Here is a 20781-nt window from a genome sequence, read left to right as displayed (position 1 = left end):
TCTTCGTTGCTTCGTCGAGTTACGGGCCCTTGGCGTGCATCCCCTGCCCCTCCCTGACCTGCGTTCGGTCGGCACCCCCTCTTGCCGGGCACGCCGAAGGAGGTGTTCTCCTCCTCAGCCTCACGCCCTCGGCAGGCACGCAGCCTGGCCGGGAGAAATGCACGGCACCCCGTTTTTCGGTAGTCTGAAGCTATCCCGGTTCGCACGAAAGGTCAACGAGCCGATAGTTCTTCGATTCGCACGAAAAAGAGGTCTCGATGTCAGCTCGCCACTTCGACAGAGCCGTGGTGCGCGCCGTACGGCGGGCTGCAGAGATCCCGCAGGCCGAGGTGGGGGCTGCCGTCGACGCTGCGGACTCAACCGTGGCGGGGTGGGAGTTGGGCTCAAGCGTCCCGGACCAGGAGAAGCTGCCGGGCATCGCGCGTGTACTCCGGAAACCGTTGGATGAGCTGTTCCCCCGTAAAGGCACGCCCGACCTGATCGACCTGCGGTGCGACGCGGGCCTCTACCGGTACGAGGTGGCGAGGTTCATCGGCACGAAGAGCGACGGCCCGGTGGCTGCGGCCGAGAACGGCGTACGGCGGCTCAAGGAGAAGTACGTGCCGAAGCTGGCAGCGGCGTACGGCGTATCGGAGAAGGCGCTGGAGCAAGCTCAGGAGCGCTCGTTCGGAAACGTCGTCGAAGAGGACGGGGACGAGAGCGTCGCTGCGGCCGAGGCCGACGAGCATCCCCGTGCTCTCGGGGAGAAGATCAGCTTCCTACTGGATCACTCCTACCCGGCGGGCGCAGTTCCGGGGGATGGAGAAATCGCAGAGGCGGTGAACCGGCATGCAGGGGCGGAGGTCGTCACGGCCAAGGAGGTCGAGGCCCTCCGAACAGGTGCCGGTGACTCCGACGGCCCGGACCCCGTTGTCTTGGAGGGCCTTGCCGAGTTCTTCGGCGTCGAGCGCATGTACTTCGAGCCGGACGAGGCCGTCGCCCGTCAGGTGTACCAGGGGATTCGTGTGTTGCTCGCATCCCGGAACGGGACGATCGGACGGGTTCGGGCTCGTGGCCTCGGCCCGGAAGGTCTGTCGCCCGAGGTTCTCTCGCTCCTGACGGACCTGCAGGCCGAGTTCGAGAAACAGGTCGGCTCCACGGACGACGAGTAGGGCCCTGCCCTCCGGGCCTCCGGAGGCCCAAGAGGGCAGGGCTCGGTCAGCCCCGATTACTCGGCTGGTGCGTTCGGTTCGTGTCGCCGACCGGAGGCGAATACGGCCTTGATGTTCTTGAGCGCGTCGAGATCCGAGAGCGGGTCCCCGTCGACAACGATGAGATCCGCTCGGTAGCCCGGAGCAATGCGGCCCGTTGTGGAGCCGAGCCCCAGGGCTGTGGCTGCTGCGGTCGTCGCCATGTTGATGATCTCGGCGTTCGCCAGGCCGAGGTGGGCGTAGAACGAGAGGGCAGGTACCAGGCCGCTGAAGTCGGCACGCTGCACTCCGGCGTCCGTGCCGGCGACCAGCTTCACACCCGCGTCTGCCATCTGGCGTACCAGGTCGAACATCCCGGCGGCGCGCTCCTCGCCGAAGATCGCAGGGAGCATCCGCCAGTGGGGGCTTACCGCAGGGCAGACGGTGATGCCACGGTCGATGATCTGCTGCACCACGTCCCGGCGAAAGTCGAGGCCGTCGCCGGTCATCCACGTGCAGTGCTCGATGGTGTCCACCCCGGCCTCCACGGCGGCGGCGATACCGTCGGCTCCGTGCGCGTGGGCCGCCACGGGGACGCCTGCGCCGTGAGCCTCATCCACGAGAAGTCGCAGTTCCGCTGCGGAGAACTGGGATTCGTGGCTTGCCGGCCCGCCCCGGGTGAGCCCGCCGCCAGTGACCATGCATTTGATGACCCCAGCGCCTCGTTCGAGGTTGAGGCGGACGACGGAGCGGATCTCGGCTTCGCCCGAGACCTCACCCCCGAGGAAGTGGCAGTGCCCGCCGGGGGTAGTCAGGGGCGTACCTGCGGAGACGATCCTCGGGCCCGGCGTGCGCCGGTCGGCGATCTCCGAATCCAGGCGGAGAGCCAGCCCGTTCCGGTCTCCGAGATCACGGGCCGTGGTGACGCCGCTGAGCAGCAGTTCCTCCGCGCGGCGCCGCATGTCCGCGAGCAGGGCCTCATCCGTCGAGGTCTGGAGAGCGGATACCGGGTCGGGGCCCCCGTCGAAGACGAGGTGTACGTGGGCGTCGATCAAGCCGGGCAGAAGCGTGCCGTCGAACACCGACCGCGGCACGTCGGCGGCGGTCTGCTCCTCGATCTCCTTACGCGGCCCCACAGCCACGATCGAGTCGCCCTCGATCAGGACGGCGCCGTCGTCCAGATACGTGCCCGTGTCGACGAGCACACGTCGTCCACTAATCAGCATGGTGCCTCCTTGATCGTGAGGGGCGTCGCGCGGTCTGTCACCAGCGCGTCGGACACCGCAATCAGTTGTTTCACATCTGCCGATCGATCGCTCCCCAGCGTCATGGCGAGGGGGACCGCCCGGCGGGGCGCGGGGGCCCCTTCCTTGATCCGGGCAGAAGCGCGCCGTAGCCGAGCTGCCAGCTCATCCGAGTCGACATCGGGCGCTGTGATGCCGGTGTCGTCTATCAGGAGGTACGGGCTGAGGGCGACTAGGCCGTCTCGGATCTCCACGATGCGGCGGTGGTAGCGGCGGTGGACTCCCCGAGCGCGTCGTCGGTCGTGGGCGGACGAGGATGCCGGCGGCAGAACGTTGTCGGGGAACGCCTCGGCCAACAACTCCCAGAGGGCTGCGAGGCGGCGGTAATCACGTCGGTGCTGAAGCCAGAGTTTCGAAGAAGATATTCGGGCGCGGACCCCCGAGTAGGTGATCCCGGCCGTGAACAGAAGGATGGATGCGACCAACAGGAACGCGACCGCAGCCATCAGACGCTGGGGCACCTCGATGTCCGCCCAGCGGACGGCCACGATGACAGCCCTGATCGCGCAGGCCACGGCCATCGCGCCCAGACCAACAGCCGCCATCCACAGTCCTGTTGCGTGGGGGCGCCAGGACATTCGGGCGTAGGTGCGGGTCCACCTGGCGGCGAGGCCCAGGACGTACGTCAGGTAACACCCGGCTCCGCCATAGAAGACAGCGATCTGCGGAACCGTCATGTCCGCGGTGCTGAAACTGCCAGCGAAGACCTCGTGCGGCACCGATACGGCAGCCAGGGTGATGACCACCACGACGGCCACGACGGCGACCGCCTCCTTGTTCGCCCTGCGACGGCTCGCCTCCTCGTCAGCCGCAGAGTAGAGGTAGAAGCACATCAGGAAGTACATCGAGACGATCAGCAGCACGTTCTGGACCAACTTCGCCGCCCCGTGCCCCGCCACCGTGTCGACGCCGGTCGCGCCTCCCGGCATAGCGATGGGGTAGGAAAGCGTGGCGCAGAGGAGGCAGAGAGTCACCGACCGCAAAGGCGCGTCGTGGGGGGTTCGCCACAGCTTGTAAAGCTTCCAGGCAAGGGCGCCCACGAGCCCCAGGAGTAGCAGTTCCACGGGTTACAGCCATCCTCGCCGATCGCCGAGGGCCGACTGCACACGCCGAAGCGACGGGTCCTCCGAGAGAGGAGTGGAGTCGTCCAGCACCGACGCCCACTCAAGGATGATCGTCGCTGCCAGTTCGACGGAACACTCCTCGCCGTCGTCGTACGTACACCGGCGCGCGACGCGCTCGATCGTCTCGGGGTCGAAGACTGGAAGCATGGCAGCCCAGCCCTCGACGAAGACGGCCGACTCCTCGTCGGGGTCGAGCGCGGGCGCCTGCTCCGTCCCTTCGGCCAGCGCCTGCTCGGCGGCCTCAGCCTCCGCCACGAGGATGTGCCCTATCTCATGGAGCTTGATGTGATCTTGATGCAGACGGGTCGTCTCCTGCTGGTACAAGATCACGTCATAGTCCTCGTACTCGACCCACATCCCCGTCGGGCCGGGCTTCGGCAGCGGTGCTTCCCGCAGGTAAAGGGGCCGCCCACGCCGACGGCTGAGCGCCGAGCACAGCTCCTCCACGTCCAGCGGCGGATGAATGCCGAGGTCTTGAAGCTCCCGACGGAGGAAGCGATGCAGGTCCTTTTCCACCGCCCGACGGCGGCCCAGTCCCCTTCGGGGCTCTGCGCCCCGGGTCGGCCCCGTGGGCTCAGTGCGAAGGATCTTCCCAGACCACATGACAAATCCCTTCTATCGGTTAGCTCCCCCCGAGCTAGGCGCGACCGCGCCGTTGACTCTCGGTTCCCTCCGCGTTGGCCCGGTGCCCGGATTCGCCCTTCGGCTGCCTCCAGGGCGACACCGCTGCAGCCCATCAGGGCCTACGCGACATCGACGCCTATGTGTCGCTGTAGCGAATGAGCAACGCGCTCGCCACTCGCCTCGCCGAGGCTTCGGGAACTTCTTGGACAGTACGCGAAAGGTTCGGCAGAGATTGACCGAAAACTCAGCAGCGGTCGGTTCAGCGGGAGCGTTGACACTTCGGAATTGACTGCACAAAAGGACCATTAGGGAGCGTTGACCAGCGCCCTGACATGCGGTTTCGCCAATCGCTGGCACCGCCACGCCCCGGAGGGCCGAGCGGCTACCCCGCTGTCAATCCGAGATACGTCACACCAAAACCCGACATTCAGTTTGTTACAAAATACGCAAATACCCCATGTGATCACGCGCGGACAGCTCCGCTATCAGACATGGAGGGCGAATGACACCGAGTGCTCGGAGTGACGCAATCCAGCCAGCTCCTTGACCCCGCCGGAGGGCCCGGGTGGACGCGGCAGCCCATCCGGCTCGTCGCCCTCCCTCGTCGCGGTAAGCGCCCCTCGCTCGACCTGTTATCAGTCGCAAACTTCACCGGGCGGAGACTCATGAGCGCGAAGGCGCACGGCGCCCCTCACGGTTTCGACTGCGGAGGGTTTACGGAGGCTCATGCTTCTTCTGCCTCCATGGCCTTTCGCGCCTGTCGACGCAGGTCAGCCCAGCCGGCCATCCGCCCGGACCGCGCCACCCAGTAGGGATGCGCCGCCAGGCGGGTCGAGAGGTGCCGCAACCTCGACCTGGCCGCCCACCCCAAGGGAGCCCGTTGCACGTCGATCAGCTCGGCGTACGTTCGCGCCCAGTCCGCTTGGAGGAGTACCAGGTGTGACTGAGCATCACACTTGGCGGCGCTCCCCAACTGTCGTGCTCAGTTCGGTGCTCCATCGCGTTGGCCGCACGTGTAGGGCAGCTGTTCGTGGGCTGGTGCTCAGCTCAGCCGTGGGGCGCCTTGCAATCGACAGTGGGCACGGGGCGATCTGGGCGAACCGGCATGGGGCGCATTCGCCCGCGTGGGGCCCAGGACCGAACGGACATGGGCCCCACGCGGATCACTGCTATCGGCGGTTTGCCAGCGGTCACACTTCCTTGAGCTTGTTCACGATCCACTCGCCGAGTTCGCGGGTCATGGTGGTGTGGCCTTCGTTGCTGGTGGCACAGCGGTATTCGTGGAGGTCGCTGCGCTCGGGGTCGATCTTGCTGTACAGGGCGTCGTGGTCGTCGATGCGGGCTGAGGACACGGCGCTGATGGTGGGGACGAAGGTGGAGGCGTTGTGGGTGAGTTCTGCCTCGGTCTTGTTGACGAGGCCGGCGAGCATGGCGGCGATGCCGAAGTTGGCGGCGTCGTTGAAGGCGGGGGCCTGGGGGAAGAGGCCGCCGGGGGCGCCGTCGAGTTCGGGGAAGCCGGTGGTGCGGATCTCCGTCGGTTCCTGGCCGGGCTTGTCCATCCGGGCGACGGTCTGCGCGCCCGTGCCCTGGGCGTCGAGCCGGGCGATCAGGTGCGGTCCGTTGGCTTCCATCGCGGAATGGCCGGCAGGGATGTTGTTCCCGGCGCCAGTGTCGGTTCCGTTGGCGACGCCGAGGAGGCGGGGGATCTGGGGCCAGTCGCCCATCCGCGCGAGGGCCTCCAGGAAGTCGGTCCGGTCCTGGTGTTGGCCGTCGGCGACGTCGAGGGTCGTGCCGTTGGCGGTCTCCAGGTGCCAGCGCAGCATCTGGCGCGCGGCGGGGCTGTTGACCAGGTTGGAGAAGGAGTTGAGGACCGGCTTGAGGGGGCCGCCCCAGTTGTCCTTCACGTAGTGGGCGTATGCCTGGACGCCCAGGGGCAGCCACGCTCCGCGGTGCGGGGTGTCGTAGGAGAGGTAGGTGGCGGTCTCGTGTCGCATCCGCTGGCGTTCCAGCTTGGCCAGGGCGTAGCGGGTGATGAGCCCTCCCATGCTGAAGCCGCCGACGGTCAGTGGGTGCTCGCCCTCGCGGTCGGCGATCGCCCGCATGATGCACTCGATCGCGACTTCGGCGTTGTCAGGGATGGAGGCGGTGCGGTCGGCGAAGCCCAGAAGCACGACGTCGAAGCCGGCCTCGCGCAGCGTGGAGACGAAAGGGTACTGGCCGTTCTGCAGGCCGTCGTACAGATCGTCGACGTTGGTCCCGCCGGGGGCGAAGCCGTCGGCGAGGATCACCGGACGCTTGAGGGTCTTCTCACCGGGTGAGCTGTAGAAGATCCACGCGGTCCCGCTGGCGGTGTGCCGGCTACCGAGGTCCCACTTCGTGTCCCACGGGGCGGCCGGTGCGGCTGCGGGCGCGGTCTCTGCTGAGGTGCCCCAGATGTTGACGACAGGCTTGGACATGTTTCGGCGTCTCCTTGGTAGCGCGGATGATCATGTCGATCGCCGCCATCGTGACGATGCCCACGCCTGCCTTTCACTCGAATCGGCTCGGATCACTCTTTCAGTTAGGAAACACCCTGTTCAGGCCCGCTCGCACACCTCGCGCATGCGGGCGGACATGTTGTGGACCGAGAGCCCCGCGAGCGCAACCTCCGGTGAGGCGGTGACCTCGCTGGTGTCTGGTCGTTGCAGTCACGGTGGCCGGTGAACCGGCCGCGGACCTACCTCTCGCACGATCAGGGCGATGAGAAGTCCTGGTCATGGACCGTGCGGCGAGCCCTGGGGCCGGCGTGCGCGGGGAGTTGCGACGATGTGTGGGCTGGCCGGCTTTACCGGATTCACCGGGCATGTGCCCGGGGGGACCGAGGACACCTCGCTGAAGGAGATGACCGAGACCCTGGCCTGCCGCGGCCCGGACGCTTCGGCGGCCTGGGCCGAGGGGGCGGCGGGCCTGGGGCACACCCGCCTGGCGACGGTCGACCTTGTTGGTGGCCGGCAGCCGCTGGTGCTGGAGCGCGACGGGCGCGTGGTGCTGGTGATGGCGTTCACCGGCGAGATCTACAACCATGGACGGCTGCGTGCGGAGATGACCGCGCGCGGGCACCGGTTCGCCACCCGCGGCGACAGTGAGGTGGTGCTCCGGGCCTTCGACGAGTGGGGGCCAGCAGCAGCTGAGCGGCTGGAGGGCATGTTCGCCTACGCGGCCTGGGAGCCGGAGCCCCGGCAGCTGACGCTGGTGCGCGACCGCCTCGGCATCAAACCGCTGTACTGCGCGCGCACGGGCGATGGAGTGGTGTTCGGCTCCGAGCCCAAGGCGGTACTGGCACACCCCGCCGTTCCCGCCCGGCTCGACCTGGACGGCATGCGTGAACTGCTGCTGTCCGCCCACCCGATGATCAGCACCCCCGGACACAGCGTTTTCGCCGGCCTGGACGAGATCACGCCCGGGACCGTGTCCGTGTTCACGCCCCAGGGGGTGCGAACGCGTCGTTACTGGTCGCTGACCCCGGCCGAGCACCACGACGATCTGCCTACGACGATCACCCGGGTGCGCTCGCTGCTGGAAGGATCTGTCACCCGGCAGTTGCAGGCCGACGTACCTGTGAGCGTGCTGCTGTCCGGGGGGCTCGACTCCAGCGCCATCGCCGCCCTCGCCCGGCCCGAGCCCATCACCCTGCACACCCTCTCGGTCGACCTGGGCTCCCGTGCATCTCGCCAGGACGCGATGGGGCGCGACCCGGACGGCCCGTACGCCGACCTGATGGTGCGCCACCTGGGCAGCGCACACCGCCAGGTGTCGCTGAACGCCCGAGATCTGGCCGACCCCGCCCGGCGCGCCAGGGTGGGCCACCTGCGCGACGGGCTGACCCTGGGAGACTTCGACACCTCTCTGCTGCGGCTCTTCACCGCGGTGCGCGAGCACTTCCCCGTCACCCTGGCCGGAGACGGAGCGGACGAACTCTTCGGCGGCTACCGCTGGTTCACCCCCCAGGCCACCACAGCAGAATCCTTTCCCTGGGACAGCGTGCTGGACCGCACCGACCTCACCCAGCTGCTCGACCCGGCCCTGGCCGCGTCCCTGGACCTGCCCGCACACCGCGCGGACCTCCACGCCTCCGCGGTCGCCGAACTCGACCACCTCCCGGGAACCGCCCCGGCCGAGATGGCGCTGCGACGCGCCTGCTACCTCAACCTGACCCGCTTCCTCCCCTGCCTGCTGGACCGCGCCGACCGCCTCAGCATGGGCGTGGGCCTCGAAGTCCGGGTCCCCTTCCTCGACCACCACCTGGTCGAGTACGTCTTCAACACCCCCTGGGCCTTCAAGACGTTCGACGGCCGCGAGAAAAGCCTCCTGCGCGCCGCAGTCGCCGACGTCCTCCCCCAGCCGGTGCTGGCCCGCCGCAAGAGCCCCTACCCCATGGTCCGCGACCCCGCCTACCGCACAGCCCTCACCCACCAGGTCGGCCGCCTCTTGGACGACGGCGGACCCGCGACCGACCTGCTCGACACCAGTGCCGTACGCCGCCTGCTGCTGGGCTCCTCCGGCGAAGACCGCTTCCCCCGCGAAGGACTCGAACTCGTCCTGGACCTGGACCAGTGGCTACGCACCCACCGCCCCACCCTGCACCTCTGACCCCCCGCCCTGCACCGCTGGACACCACACACCGCACCACACACCCGCCCCACCCGACAGGACAGCTTCCTCATGCAGCACGCCGTGATCACCTCCGCCGTACGCACCCCCATCGGCCGCGCCCACAAAGGTGCCCTGGCCGCGATTCGCCCCGACGACCTCCTCGCCCGCACGGTCGCCGAGGCGCTGGCCCGGACACCCGGGCTGGAACCAGCCGACGTGGACGACCTCGTGGCCGGCTGCGCCCTGCCCGGGGGCGAACAGGGCTTCAACATCGCCCGGATCGCCGCCGTCCTGCTCGGCTGGGACCACGTACCGGGCGTCACCGTCAACCGCTTCTGCACCTCCTCGCTCCAGGCGATCCGCACGGCCGCGCAAGCAGTGCGCTGCGGCGACGCAGACGTGGTCGTCGCGGCCGGCGTCGAGTCCCAGTCCCGGCTCGCCCACGGCAGCTCCGACACCTGGCCCGACACCGAGAACCCGGCCTTCCGGCAGGCGGGCCTGCGCACGGTCCGGCGCTCGGGCGCCGGGACCGGCCCTTGGAGCGATCCGCGCGAGCGGGGCGAGTTCCCCGACCCGTACATCCCGGTCGGCCTGGCCGCCGAGAACACCGCCGACCTCTACGGCATCACCCGCACCGACATGGACGCCTACGCGGCCCGCTCGCACCACCTCACCCAACGGGCGCTCGCCGAAGGCTTCCACTTCGGCGACATCGTCCCGGTCAAGTCTCCCGACGGCACGACCGTCACCACCGACGACTGCCCCCGCACCGGAGTGACCGAAGAGAGCCTCGCCGCGCTGCCGCCCCGCTTCCGCCCCGACGGGCGGGTCACCGCCGGAAACAGCGCGCCCCTGTCCGACGGGGCAGCCGCGGTGGTCGTCATGTCCGAGGAGTACGCGCGCGCCCACGGCCACACACCGCTGGCCCGGATCCTCGCCACCGCGGTCTCGGCCGGCACCCCGGAGACGGAAGGCCCCGTCCCCGTCACCGCGACCCGCACCGTCCTCACCCGGGCCGGTCTGTCCCTCGCCGATGTCGGGACCCTCGCGGGCAACGAGCCCTTCGCAGCACAGATCCTGTCCTACTGCGCCGAACTGGGCCTGGACCCTGAGCGGATGAACCCGCACGGCGGCTCCATCGCCCTCGGCGAGCCCTACGGCGCAGCCGGAGCACGGCTGACCACCACCGCGCTCACCACCCTGCGCCAAGACGACCTCACCACCGCCCTCATCACGGTCGTCGCCGCGGGCGGCCAGGGCATGGCCATGCTCCTGGAACGCACCACATAGACCAACAAGGCACCAATCCGAGCAGGTCGGCGGCACGCACCGTGCGCTGGGCCAGGACCGTCTGGCCGCCCGGGTCGTCGAAGATCCCGATGACAAGGGCCAGCAAGGCGGCTGACCGCAACGGATCGCCAGGCGAGTGGTCGACGGAGCGAGCCAGCCAGCCGTCTCCTGGAGGTCCGGCTCGCTCGGCGGGCGCTCGGTTCGGTCTCGGCGTGAACGGCGACCGCGTCCATACACTTCGGCGCCACGAATGGCTCCGCCGCGCCGGGCCAGGTACTGAACATGGCGAGCGTGGCGGCACGGACGTCGATGAGGAACCGTTGGGGTGAGGTGGGCCGGCACAGACCTTCGGCCTCCTGCCTGGCCACGGAACAGGCGGCCGCGGTCAGCCGCTGTTGAGCGTGCACCATCGCCTCGGCCGAGCATTCGCTGGCGGAGGGGGCGTCGAACCGCCGGGCACATGCTGGCCGACTCCCCCGCTACCTATCGCACTCAATCGTCAACTGGAGTGCTCAGAAATCAGAGGCACCCTTGTGCCCAGAAGAACCTGAATGAGCGGGGCGGGTGCGTGAGGAAAGGTTGAGTTCGTGTCGACGCCTCAGTTGCTCTGGTCGAGAAGTCCCTCGGCGCGCGCCAGATCCTCGGGGGTATCTACTGCCACCCCGTTGTCCAGGACGGGCACCATCCGCACGGCGTGGCCGTGTTCGACGAAGCGCAGCATCTCCACTCCCTCAGCACGCTCCAGGGGCCCCTGCTGAAGCTGCCGGAAGTGCTGGAGAGCCTCGCCGGTGAATCCGTAGAGGCCCAGTTGACGCAGGTACTTCGGCCGGTCGCCCCTGGGGTACGGGATGGGCTGGCGCGAGAACATGAGGGCCTCGCTGCGGGCCGTGACGACGACCTTGACGACGTTGTGGTCCAGGACGGCGCCGACGTCTACCAGCTCGGTGTAGGCGTTCACGGCGCAGGTGCCGGGCGGAGTGAATTCCAGTGCCTCGGAGACGTCGTTGATGGCGGTCGGCGAGATGAACGGCTCGTCGCCCTGGACGTTGATGTATCCGTCGGCTGGCAGGCGTTCGGCGACCTCCGCGACGCGGTCGGTGCCGGTGAGGTGCTCCCCGGTACGGATGCTGTCGATGCCGAGATCGCGGCACGCTGCTTCGATGCGTTCGTCGTCCGTCGCGACGATGGCCCCGTCGAGGCGTTTGGCCTCCAGGCAGCGCTGGTGGACGTGCCAGAGCAGCGGCATGCCGCCGAGGAGGGCCAGTGGTTTGCCGGGGAAGCGGGAGGCACCCCAGCGGCAGGGTATGACGGCGATGTGCCGACGCCGCTCGGCGTCGGTCGGTCGGGCTGTGGTGGCGGCCACGGCGTCCTCCTGGTTGTCGGGGTCGGGGGGCTTCAGGTGAGCTGGGCGAGCTTGGCGCGGACGGTGGGTGAGGCGGTGGTCGCGAACGGCCGCCACTGGTAGCCGTCGACCTCCTCCTCCTGCAGCGTCACCGCGTGATCGGCCCCGAGGTGGAAGGCCCAGCGGAAGTCCACATGGTGGTGGGCCGGCTCGTTCTTCGACGGGTTCGCGTCGATCGCGTGCACGTCGATGTCGAGGGGGATGTCCTCGTGGACGGCGAGGGGGACGACGGCGCTGGGCGGGATGCCGGCCTCCTCGTGCAGTTCGCGCAGGGCCGCGTCGCGCAGGAGCTGGTCGGACGGTTCGTTGTGCCCGCCGGGCGTCAGCAGTTTCCCCGACGCCTTGTGCAGGATGTGGAGCACATGCCGTTCACCGTTGATGAGGATGGCGCTGCAGGTCACGTGGGCGGGTAAGGTCTTGCGGCTGGTGGGATCGTCCGCGCCGGCGAGCACGGCGAACAGCATCGTCAGGGAGGCGCGCTCGTCCGGGTGGCGGGCGAGGTACGCCTCCGTGACGGCGCGGACGTGTTCGGTGGAGGGTGGCAACGAGGTCACCTTTCGAAGTGGCGGAGCCAGGTTCTGGCGATGGTGTCGCGGTCGGCCGCCGGCATCTCGTGCAGTCCGGGCTGGAATCGCGCGTGGCTGAGTGCGGCGGTGGCGGCGAGTATCTCGGCCTGGACGAGGTGGATGTAGGTGCCGACGGCGGCTCCGTGCACGAAATTGACGGCACCGCCGTCGGCGAGAACGTAGAAGTAGTGGCCGGTGACCTCGTACCGGGTCAACTGGGGTCCGACAGGCTGGCGTTCATAGAGGTCATCGAGGCTGCCGAGTTCGAGTTCGTCCTCGGAGGAGGTCACCGATCCGAGGTACGCGCCGTTGCGCAGGGCGGCGAAATCCTCGTGCCGGAGGGCGAGGTTGCCGGTTGCGCACAGCACGAGTTCCGCGTCGTGGACGGCCTCGGTGGTGGACGCGCTGGTGCGGAAGCCGAGGGCGTGCGCCTGTACCCGCTTGACGGCGTCGTTGTCGTACACGGTGACGCGCAGGTCCTGGGCGCGCAGGGTCTGCGCAATGGAGCGACCGATCTTGCCGAAGCCGATGACACAGGCGCTGCGGCTCGTGAGGATGTCACCGCGGGCGCGGACGAGGGCGTCGGTGGAGAACACGATGGACCGGCCGACGAGGTGGTCCTCGCAGTCCTTGAGCGGTGAGCGGGCCACGGACACGACCGGGCACGGCAGCGAGCCGAGAGCGGCGTACCGCTGGTGTCCGTTCTCGGTGTCCTCGACGATGCCGAGTATGCGGCCGGAGAACTTGTTCACGAGGGTGTCGAGGCTGGCCGCGAAGTAGCCGCCGATGTCGACCAGGACGACGTCCTGGCCGCCGGCCGTGTCCTCCAGGTAGTGCAGGGCCTGGGTCTCGTCGGTGAACCGCTTCCGGCTCAGGTCGTGGACGGGCAGGGTGCGGCGGACGGTGTCGAGGGTCGGCTGGTGGATCGACCGGGGCTTGGGGAGGACGGCGCCGATCGTGGACACCGCGGCCATGGCGCGCAAGAACGCGGGGCGTTCCGGGAGCAGGTGGGTGATGACCAGCGTCGTGATCGCCTGCCCGGCGGGGAACTGCGCGGTGATCCTCCGGAAGAAGGCGTCCAGCCGTGCTCGCTCGGGGGTTTCCATGGGCACTCCTCTCGGGTTCCGAGGCGTAGGGCTACGCGGCCCGGCTGTAGTCCGGAACCGGGGCGGCCAGAGCCTGCATGTGGGCGCGCAGTCCGCTGTGGAGGTCGACGCGCGGCTGCCAGCCGAGGACCTCTCCCGCGCGGCCGGCGTCTGCGCGCGTGAGCAGGACGTCCCCGTTGCGCACGTGGTCCTGGTGGAGCTGGATCTCGCGGCCGGTGAGGCTGTTGGCGATGTCGATCACGTCCAGCAGCGATGCGTTCGAGCCGCCGCCGACGTTGATGGGGCCGTGAGCGTTCGGGACGACGCCGGCGGCGATCGTGGCGGCGACCGCGTCGTCGATGTAGGTGAAGTCGCGGCGCTGGTGACCGTCTCCGTACAGGCGTAGGGGCTGTCCGGTCAGGGCGGCGTACAGGGCGCGATGGGTGAACATGTCGGCGCGCTGCCGGGGGCCGTAGACGGTGAAGTACCGCAGGGCGACGACGGTGGGGCCACCGGGGCGCTCGGCATAGGCGAGGCAGAGCTGCTCCTCGGCCAGCTTGGTCACGGCGTACGGGGAGGCGGGGTTGGGGCGGTCGGTCTCGCGGCTCGCGTCGCCGTCGGTCGGACCGTAGACGCTGGAGGAGGAGGCGACGACCAGACGGGGGAGGCCGATCCGGATGGAGGCTTCGAGGACGCGGTGGGTGGCCAGCACGTTGGAGGCGAGGTAGTCGCCGAACTGCGGTCCCCAGGAGGGCCGCACGCCGGGGATGCCGGCGAGGTGGAAGACCGCGTCGGCGTCGATCAGAAGGGGGTCGATGGCGCAGTGAAGGAGGTCGGCCGTGACGTGGTGGTATCCCTGGCGTCCTCGCAGCGCGGCGAGGTTGGCGGCGGCCGTCGGGTCGGTGGACGGATCTCGGCGGTCCACGCCGATCACGGTGGTGCCGGCCTGGACGAGGGCGTGGGCGAGGTGGGAGCCGATGAATCCGGCGGAGCCGGTCACCACGGCCCGTCGGGGGGCAGCGTTGGTCGGGGGCTGCTCGTGCTGTGGCACGGGGATCTCCAGAGAGGTGTCGTCGAAGGGGTAGGTCATGTGAGCCGGGACAGGACGGTTCTGCCGTGCGCGCTGAGGGCGGCGTCGTTCTCTTTGTGGCCCTTGACCAGGGCTGTGGCCGCCTCGATAGCGCCGAAGGACTCCAGGAGGCGTCGCTCGGTGTCGTTCGGCGGGCGCCCGTAGCCGTGGAAGAAGGCGGTGCGGAGGTGGGGTGCGGCCTGCCAGCGTCGGAATTCGAGCCGGGCGAAGTCGCGGACCCGGGCGTCGCGTCGCATGTGCTCGAAGTCGTAGATGCCGAAGGTGTCGCCGAGCAGCCAGTTGCGCGGCTGGTAGTCGAGGTGGCAGATCGCGCTGTCCATGTAGCTGGCGCCCAAGATCGCCGCGTGGTGCTTCAGCAGGTTCTCCTCGGCCGCGTCGAGCAGGTCGGCTCGGACGGCCCGGTCGATCCACCGCTGGAACCGCTCGGCGAGCGAGGCGCCGACTGCTCCGCCCTGGGGCATGGCGGTGGCCCGGTGCAGCTTGCCCAGCACGTGCCCGGCCTCGTGGTGGGCCAGTTCCTCCTCGGGCGAGCCGGGAGCGACGGTGTCCGCGCGGTCGCCTGCGAGTGCGGTGAGCAGCAGGGTGCGGGTGGCGTCATCCCGGCCGACCAACTCCGGCGCGTGACCGGTCAGATGGCGGACCCACGCCTCATAGGCGTTGAGTTCTCCGGCGTACCGGTCTCGCTCCGCGTGCTGCTTCGCGATGAACTGACGCCCGTCCCCGGCCACCAGGCGCACCACGCGGGGCGGGAGCGCGGGGTCCGCTGCGATGTCGACTGCGCCGAGGAGGTGGTGCGCCAGTCGTATCCGGGGGTCGTCCGCGGTCGCGATCACGGAGTCGGCTCCGGCGTGAGGAGACTGAGGTGCTCGGTGTCGTTGTGCCGGTCGAGCATCCAGCGGGTCTGGCCCAGGCGGTTGCGGTGGTGCTGCCAGCGGGTGATGGAGGCGTGGTTGTGGGTGAACCCGGACGGCGAGCCGATCGGGATTCCGAGCAGCAGGGTGTGGGCGGTGATCACCGTCTCCCCGTGGGCGGCGAAGACGACGCGCTTGCCGTGGTTCTCCTTGATGAGCTGGCTCAGGTTCCTGCCGGCGCGCTCCAGGTACCCGTTCCAGGTGTCGGAGCCGTTGGCCCAGGGTGTGTCGGGGTGGGCGTGCGGCCCGCCGTCGGCGGCCGTCTTCACCGCGTCCCAGGGCCTGCCGTCGGCGTCGCCGTGGACCGGTCCGTCGAGTCGGTCGTCGTGGTGCACAGGGGTCTGGAGCGTCTGGGCGATGATCTCGCCGGTCTGGACGAGGCGGATCCGCGGGCCGGTGTAGATGACGTCGAAGGGCTTCTTCAGGTGCTCGGTGGCCAGGCGGCGTGCGGCCTGTTCGGCTTGGGCGTACCCGAGGTTGGTAAGGCCGGTGCAGGTGCGCGGGCCCCCGACGAGGCCGTCGGCGTTGCACTGGGCCTGGCCGTGCCGGACGAAGACGAGTTCGGTGGTGATCATGAGGCTCCTCTGTGCGTGAAGCGGAGGGGCAGTCTGTAGTGGTAGCCGTTGCGGCCGACGTACGGTGCGGTGAGCACGGCGTGCAGGCCCAGGAAGCTGTCGAGCTGGCCCCGGTCCGTCGTGCCCAGCCGGGCGTCGTAGCGTCGGGCTGCCGCGTTGTACGCGAGCAGGGCGGTAGTGACGGCTTGGTCCGTGAGCGGCCCGTAGGTCAGGTGGAGCGTCGCGACGAGCTTGGCGAGGTCGTAGCCCAGCGGGGCGAGGGACAGGTCGTCGGTGTCGACGGCGACGATGTCTTGCGCGGTGATGATGAAGTTCCGCGGGTTGCTGTCCTTATAGAAGGCGCACGGGCCCTCGGCGGTCGCCTGCAGCAGACCGAGCATCGCGTGCAGGGCCGTCTTGTTGGGCAGGTAGCCCTGCTCGTGGCGTCGCCGTAGAGCGACCTTCCGGGGCCCGAGGTAGTCGTCGAACTGCGTGCCGTCCTCGAAGTGGTGCGGGGTGCCCAGCGACGCGGAGTGCAGGTCGCTGGCCCAGGCGGCACCGTGGGCGTGGCCGAGCAGTTCCGCCACGCGCGGGAGGTCCTCGGGACGTACGGGGCGGCCCTCGATCCGTTCGAACATCAGGAACCGCGGTCCGGCAGTGTGGAGAGCCGGCTGCCGCAGCGGCTTGGCGTGCGCGGTGAGCCACCGGTAGTGGCGCGCCGCCCCCGCCGCGCGCTCGGGTTCCGCGTAATGCTTGGTGAACGGGGCGGGGCTCATGCCGGCTCTCCTTCTTCCTTCGGCTGGGCGACGACGAATGTGATCCGGGACCGGGTGGTCAGCGGCTGGTCAGGAAGGAACTCGTGCAGGGTCGCCGCCAGGGCACCGGGGTTGCCGTACAGGCCGGGCGCCAGGTCGTACTTGGGGTTGGTGGCCAGGTACTGCGCCGTGTGGTCGTGGCCGTCGAAGGTGAAGACGTGCTCCTCGTCCAGGACGGCGATCACGTCGAGCGAGGAGGCGGCCACGTCGGCGAGGTTGCCGCTGTGGGCTGCGGTGTAGAGGCTCTCGTGCTGGGCGGCGCGCGGATCGAGGCCGGCGGCGGCGACCATCTGATCCATTTCCCGGTAGCTGTCGAGGCCCTTGGTGACAAGCACGGCCACACCACCGGGGGCGAGGACCCTGGCGATCTGTCCGATGACGTCCTGGGGGCGCGGCGAGTGATAGAGGCAGAATGCCGCGACGACGATGTCGCTCGACCCGTCGGGCAGAGGGAGGTCGTGGTAGTCGCCTTCGACGAAGTCCACCGTGCTGTCGGGCAGGTCCTTGGTGCGCTCGCGGGCCTTGGCGAGCAGGGAGGGGGCGGCGTCCAGACCCACGAGGCGTTCGGGCCGGAGCTGCTCGGCGATGACGCGGCTGCTCGTGCCACGACCGCAGCCGATGTCGAGCACCACGCCGAGCCGGTTGGGCCGGGCGTGATGGGTCTGCACCAGGCTGACGATCGTCTCGGGCACCGGGTGGCCAGCGGTCTTGGCGCGCATCAGGGCGTTGGTCCGCCCGGCCAGCCGCGAGGCGTGCCCGTACAGCTCCCGCTGCCGGGCCGGGTCCAGGAACGGGTTGGGCTCGTTCATGCCGCACCCCCTGACCGGGGGCGCGGACCGGTCAGGACTGCTCGGCGGCTACCTTCCGCAGCCAGCGGCGCGTCTGACGCCGATTGGCCAGCAGCACCACATCGGCACCGGCGCCGAACTCCTCGATCTTCGCCATCACGCGGGGCCGCATCTTGCGCCGGTACGTGGCGACGTACTTGATCACGCCCCAGTGGATGCGGTTGTGCACCCCGTTGCCCTTGTGCCCGGCCCCGTGCCGGATCTGCCGGGAGAAGATCCCGTACAGCGCCGCCACGGTCGACACGTCCATCAGGACCACCGTGTCGCAGGCTTCGAGCCGTACCTGCAGCGTCGAGTTGTAGTTGCCGTCGATCACCCACCGCGGCTGCGCGACCAGCTCGCGCTGGACGTCGGTGAACTTGTCCATGGGCAGCGCGTTCCACTCGCCGTCGTAGAACGCGGCGTCGAGGTGCGTCACCGGGGCATCGAGGATCCTGCCCAGTTCGCGGGCCACGTGGGATTTGCCGCTGCCTCCGCAGCCGACGATGGCGACCTTCTTCATGGTGCTCCAGCGTAGAGAGGTTCGGGTGTCCGGCGGACCCATCCTCCGGGACGCGCCCTGAGGACCCGCGCGCCGTGGTCGATCGAGCGGTCTGCATCAGGCAGCTCCCCGCTCGGTCGCCGTGGTCTGGAGGAGGCCGTGCAGGACGGACTCCAGGGTGTTGACCTGCCTGCACAGGCCGAACAGGCGCAGGCGGTCCACACATGCGGCGATCAGGGCGGCGTGCCGCTCGGTGCCGGCGATCTCGCTCAGGTACGAGAGGCGTTCGAGGACGTCGTCGCCGGAGCGCACGACCAGTTCCTTCGGGACGAACCGGTCGGCGAAGCGGATGTCCGCCGGGGCCAGCGGCAGGCAGCCGGCGAGCACGGCCTCGAAGATGCGCTGAGTCATCTGCCCGACGGCGGCGTACCGCTCGGGCAGCATGAGCACCGTGGCCAGGGACCGGCCGTAGACGCCAGCGGCGTCCTCGAACGGGATCCGGCCCGCGAACCGGACGTGCGGCCAGCGGCCGGTCTTGGTCCACTTCCCGGCGATCAGGTGCTCGACGCGAGCGGCTGCCGGGGCGAAGAAGCGGTCGAAGGACTCGTCGCGGTCGTACTGGTTGCCCACGTAGCCGAGCGCGAGATCCCGGGGCCGCGCCGCCAGGGTGAGGGCATCGGCCTGGGCGAGGAGGTCCTCGGCGACGGGGAAGAGCAGCGAGTGCGCTCCGGGGGTTGGCGCGAGCGCGGCCTCGCAGACGCGGGTGTGGGCTGTACGGCGCCACACGCTCTCGGCGCGCAGGGTGCGGTCCTTGTCCCAGATGACGGTGGGCGTCCGGTGCCGGGCCGTGTAGTGGTTGATGAGCTGGGCCTGCCGGTGGAGGTCGCAGGTGTGCCCCTCGCTGCCGCACACGGTGGTGTTGCGGCCGGAGATCGCCCAGCGCCACTCCAGGAACAGAGCGTCGATGCCGGGCAGGCCGTCGTCGAAGGTGTACGCGCCGCCGAGGTCGTCATCGGCTTCGAGGCGGTCACGGTCGGGCTGGAGGAAGACGATCTCGTGACCGCGGGCAAGGAGGGCGTCGATGAAGGGGCGGCGGTGGCTGCGGCCTCCGTCGGGGGTGTCGGTGACGCCGTTGCCGAGGAAGCCCCAGAAGCTGTATCCGATCTTCATTTGGTGATCCACCGCCCTTCGAGGAGCAGGGCGTCGAGGCCGGAGTTGGCCAGGCAGTCCAGGGCCATCTCGGGTGTCCCGCAGATCGGCTTGCCCTTGACGTTGAGGGAGGTGTTGATCAGCACGGGGATGCCGGTTCGGCGGCCGAAGGCGGTCAGCACCGCGTGCATGAAGGGGTTCTGCGACCGGGTGACGGTCTGCAGGCGGGAGGTGCCGTTGCCGTGCACGATGGCCGGCACCCGCTCGTGCGTCAGGTCCGTCACCCCGGAGGCCATGGACATGTACGGGGCCGACTGGCCGAGGGTGAAGAACTCGGCGGCGCGCTCGGCCGGGACCATAGGGGCGAAGGGCCGGAACGGTTCGCGGAACTTCACGGTGGCGTTGAGCCGCTCGACGACGCCGGGCTCCAGCGGGGAGGCGAGGATCGAGCGGTTGCCCAGGGCACGCGGCCCGGCCTCAACCCCTCCCTGGAACAGTCCGGCGATCACGCCGTGGGCGAGCTGGTCGGCGAGGAACTCGGCGGTCTCGATGCAGGGGGTCTTCTGGCGGAGGCCGGGCCAGGGGGCCAGGTCGAGGGGCTGGTCCTCGTAGGAGGGGCCGAGGTAACAGTGGCGGGCGATGCCGGCGACCGGGCGAGGGCTGCGCCCATCGACATGCACGGCGAGGGCGGCCCCGATGGCGGTTCCGGCGTCTCCGGGCGCCGGCGGGACAAACACCTCGTCGAAGATGTCAGCCTCGATGATCTTCCCGATGCTGACGCAGTTCGTGGCGACGCCGCCGCCTACGCACAGACGCCGGGAGCCGGTAAGCACACGGGCGCGGCGGGCAAGGTGAACCATCACCTGCTCGGTCCGCTCCTGGAGGGCAGCCGCCAGGTCTCGGTGGACGTCGGTGAGCGGCTCGCTCGGGTGCCGCTCGGGGCAGGTCTCGGCGACGAACCGCCGAGATGTTCTCGGGTATCCCGAGGTGAGGGTGCGCGTCGGGAAGTAGCCGGGGTGGATGCGAAAGCCCGTGGCCGTCGTGCGGACGGCCGTGGTGAACAGGTGCCGGAAGCGGGCTGGGTCACCGAGGGCGGCCAGCGCCATGACGGTGCCTTCCTCGTCGCCCCGCCGCCAGCCCAGGTGCTCGGTGACGGCGCCGTACACGTAGCCGAGGGAGGCCGGGTCGTTGATCGCTTCCAGGGTGTGGACGCGGGGGTGCTGAACGCCGTGGCCGTGGGCGATCGTGGTGGTCTGCCGCTCGCCGAGGCTGTCGACGACGAGTACGGCCGCTTCGTCCCAGCCGGAGGCGGCGTAGGCCGTGAGCTGGTGGGCTCGGTGGTGCAGGACCGATGTGACGCGGGCCGAGGGGAACTGGCTGCCGAGGACGCGCAGCCGCCGCCGGGTGCGCAGGGCGACCTTGGCGAACCCGTGGGCGCGGGCCAGGCTGCGTTCGCGCGTGATCGGCGAGAGCGCCATGCGCAGCGCGACGGGCAACTCGGCGAGGTAACGGGCGGGCTGGAAGTTGTAGGCGGCGGCGTCCACGTCGCTGGCGCTCAGTTTGGCCTGGTCGAGGAGCCATCCCACGGCGCGGGCCGGGTAGAGCTTGGTGTGCTTCTGCTCGGAGAGGCGTTCCTCCTCGACGAAGCCGACGAGTTCACCGTCCACGAGAAGGGCGGCCGAGGAGTCGTGGGTGTACGAGCACAGGCCGAGGATCACGGAGGGGGTGTGCTTCATG

General features: G+C 69.6%; 18 protein-coding genes. 3 read left to right on the top strand and 15 right to left on the bottom strand.

The features are described from left to right. Positions 1-257: 257 nt before the first annotated feature. Positions 258-1151, top strand: a complete 894-nt coding sequence (locus ACQP09_RS26040; protein ID WP_433403741.1) for a helix-turn-helix domain-containing protein — start codon at positions 258-260, stop codon at positions 1149-1151. A gap of 56 nt (positions 1152-1207) precedes the next feature. Here ACQP09_RS26040 and ACQP09_RS26035 read toward each other — a convergent pair whose 3' ends face one another. From ACQP09_RS26035 to ACQP09_RS26020, 4 genes are all read right to left on the bottom strand, one after another. Beyond that, a complete protein-coding gene (locus ACQP09_RS26035) occupies positions 1208-2395 on the bottom strand; it encodes an amidohydrolase family protein (RefSeq protein ID WP_433403738.1) in 1188 nt (395 codons plus the stop codon). Next, positions 2389-3537 carry an MAB_1171c family putative transporter gene (locus tag ACQP09_RS26030; RefSeq protein ID WP_433403736.1) on the bottom strand — a complete coding sequence of 383 codons (1149 nt, stop codon included), beginning with the start codon at positions 3535-3537 and terminating at the stop codon, positions 2389-2391. Before ACQP09_RS26030 ends, ACQP09_RS26035 begins: the two co-directional genes overlap by 7 nt. A gap of 3 nt (positions 3538-3540) precedes the next feature. Next, entirely contained in the window at positions 3541-4113 is a 573-nt protein-coding gene (locus ACQP09_RS26025; protein WP_433403733.1) for a hypothetical protein, read from the bottom strand. 1298 nt (positions 4114-5411) lie between these two features. After that, a complete protein-coding gene (locus tag ACQP09_RS26020; RefSeq protein WP_433403732.1) occupies positions 5412-6677 on the bottom strand; it encodes an esterase/lipase family protein in 1266 nt (421 codons plus the stop codon). 349 nt (positions 6678-7026) lie between these two features. On the opposite strand from ACQP09_RS26020, the gene asnB reads away from it, so the two are divergent. Together asnB and ACQP09_RS26010 are read left to right on the top strand one after the other, a co-directional pair. Then, on the top strand, positions 7027-8850 hold the full coding sequence (gene asnB / locus ACQP09_RS26015; protein WP_433403729.1) for an asparagine synthase (glutamine-hydrolyzing): 1824 nt from the start codon (positions 7027-7029) through the stop codon (positions 8848-8850). A gap of 72 nt (positions 8851-8922) precedes the next feature. Continuing rightward, a complete protein-coding gene (locus tag ACQP09_RS26010) occupies positions 8923-10143 on the top strand; it encodes an acetyl-CoA C-acyltransferase (RefSeq protein WP_433403728.1) in 1221 nt (406 codons plus the stop codon). 598 nt (positions 10144-10741) lie between these two features. Here ACQP09_RS26010 and ACQP09_RS26005 read toward each other — a convergent pair. The 11 genes from ACQP09_RS26005 to ACQP09_RS25955 form a co-directional block, all read right to left on the bottom strand. Beyond that, complete coding sequence (locus ACQP09_RS26005; protein WP_433403725.1) at positions 10742-11506, bottom strand: 3-deoxy-manno-octulosonate cytidylyltransferase; 765 nt, start codon at positions 11504-11506, stop codon at positions 10742-10744. Between the two features lie 32 nt (positions 11507-11538). Beyond that, positions 11539-12099, bottom strand: coding sequence for an NUDIX hydrolase (locus ACQP09_RS26000; protein ID WP_433403723.1), 561 nt, complete (start codon positions 12097-12099; stop codon positions 11539-11541). Then, the gene (locus tag ACQP09_RS25995; RefSeq protein ID WP_433403720.1) at positions 12096-13217 is read right to left on the bottom strand and encodes an adenosylhomocysteinase; all 1122 of its coding nucleotides are present in this window, start codon (positions 13215-13217) and stop codon (positions 12096-12098) included. The genes ACQP09_RS26000 and ACQP09_RS25995 overlap by 4 nt, the downstream gene beginning before the upstream one ends. A 31-nt stretch (positions 13218-13248) precedes the next feature. Next, positions 13249-14199, bottom strand: a complete 951-nt coding sequence (locus ACQP09_RS25990) for an NAD-dependent epimerase/dehydratase family protein (RefSeq protein WP_433406767.1) — start codon at positions 14197-14199, stop codon at positions 13249-13251. A gap of 83 nt (positions 14200-14282) precedes the next feature. Next, positions 14283-15119: an aminoglycoside phosphotransferase gene (locus ACQP09_RS25985; RefSeq protein ID WP_433403717.1), complete on the bottom strand. Its 837-nt coding sequence runs from the start codon at positions 15117-15119 to the stop codon at positions 14283-14285. Next, complete coding sequence (locus ACQP09_RS25980) at positions 15116-15772, bottom strand: histidine phosphatase family protein (protein ID WP_433403715.1); 657 nt, start codon at positions 15770-15772, stop codon at positions 15116-15118. The genes ACQP09_RS25985 and ACQP09_RS25980 overlap by 4 nt, the downstream gene beginning before the upstream one ends. Then, the gene (locus ACQP09_RS25975; RefSeq protein ID WP_433403712.1) at positions 15769-16527 is read right to left on the bottom strand and encodes a phosphotransferase; all 759 of its coding nucleotides are present in this window, start codon (positions 16525-16527) and stop codon (positions 15769-15771) included. Before ACQP09_RS25975 ends, ACQP09_RS25980 begins: the two co-directional genes overlap by 4 nt. After that, on the bottom strand, positions 16524-17375 hold the full coding sequence (locus tag ACQP09_RS25970; protein WP_433403709.1) for a class I SAM-dependent methyltransferase: 852 nt from the start codon (positions 17373-17375) through the stop codon (positions 16524-16526). Before ACQP09_RS25970 ends, ACQP09_RS25975 begins: the two co-directional genes overlap by 4 nt. A 31-nt stretch (positions 17376-17406) precedes the next feature. Beyond that, entirely contained in the window at positions 17407-17916 is a 510-nt protein-coding gene (locus tag ACQP09_RS25965; protein WP_376082644.1) for a topology modulation protein, read from the bottom strand. Positions 17917-18012: 96 nt separating this feature from the next. Beyond that, positions 18013-19065 carry a glycosyltransferase family protein gene (locus tag ACQP09_RS25960; protein ID WP_433403705.1) on the bottom strand — a complete coding sequence of 351 codons (1053 nt, stop codon included), beginning with the start codon at positions 19063-19065 and terminating at the stop codon, positions 18013-18015. Continuing rightward, positions 19062-20780, bottom strand: a complete 1719-nt coding sequence (locus tag ACQP09_RS25955; RefSeq protein WP_433403702.1) for a carbamoyltransferase family protein — start codon at positions 20778-20780, stop codon at positions 19062-19064. Before ACQP09_RS25955 ends, ACQP09_RS25960 begins: the two co-directional genes overlap by 4 nt. Position 20781 lies beyond the last annotated feature (1 nt).

It is taken from the genome of Streptomyces sp. CA-146814 (assembly GCF_050942385.1).
Classification (GTDB): domain Bacteria; phylum Actinomycetota; class Actinomycetes; order Streptomycetales; family Streptomycetaceae; genus Streptomyces.
Note: the sequence above shows the minus strand (reverse complement) of the source record. Positions and strands in the feature narration are given on the sequence as shown.

Coding starts and splice junctions, on each gene's coding strand:
- ACQP09_RS26040 (WP_433403741.1), top strand. CDS start 258: ATGTCAGCTCGCCACTTCGACAGAGCCGTGGTGCGCGCCGTACGGCGG.
- ACQP09_RS26035 (WP_433403738.1), bottom strand. CDS start 2,395: ATGCTGATTAGTGGACGACGTGTGCTCGTCGACACGGGCACGTATCTG.
- ACQP09_RS26020 (WP_433403732.1), bottom strand. CDS start 6,677: ATGTCCAAGCCTGTCGTCAACATCTGGGGCACCTCAGCAGAGACCGCG.
- asnB (WP_433403729.1), top strand. CDS start 7,027: ATGTGTGGGCTGGCCGGCTTTACCGGATTCACCGGGCATGTGCCCGGG.
- ACQP09_RS26010 (WP_433403728.1), top strand. CDS start 8,923: ATGCAGCACGCCGTGATCACCTCCGCCGTACGCACCCCCATCGGCCGC.
- ACQP09_RS25995 (WP_433403720.1), bottom strand. CDS start 13,217: ATGGAAACCCCCGAGCGAGCACGGCTGGACGCCTTCTTCCGGAGGATC.
- ACQP09_RS25980 (WP_433403715.1), bottom strand. CDS start 15,772: ATGATCACCACCGAACTCGTCTTCGTCCGGCACGGCCAGGCCCAGTGC.
- ACQP09_RS25975 (WP_433403712.1), bottom strand. CDS start 16,527: ATGAGCCCCGCCCCGTTCACCAAGCATTACGCGGAACCCGAGCGCGCG.
- ACQP09_RS25970 (WP_433403709.1), bottom strand. CDS start 17,375: ATGAACGAGCCCAACCCGTTCCTGGACCCGGCCCGGCAGCGGGAGCTG.
- ACQP09_RS25965 (WP_376082644.1), bottom strand. CDS start 17,916: ATGAAGAAGGTCGCCATCGTCGGCTGCGGAGGCAGCGGCAAATCCCAC.
- ACQP09_RS25960 (WP_433403705.1), bottom strand. CDS start 19,065: ATGAAGATCGGATACAGCTTCTGGGGCTTCCTCGGCAACGGCGTCACC.
- ACQP09_RS25955 (WP_433403702.1), bottom strand. CDS start 20,780: ATGAAGCACACCCCCTCCGTGATCCTCGGCCTGTGCTCGTACACCCAC.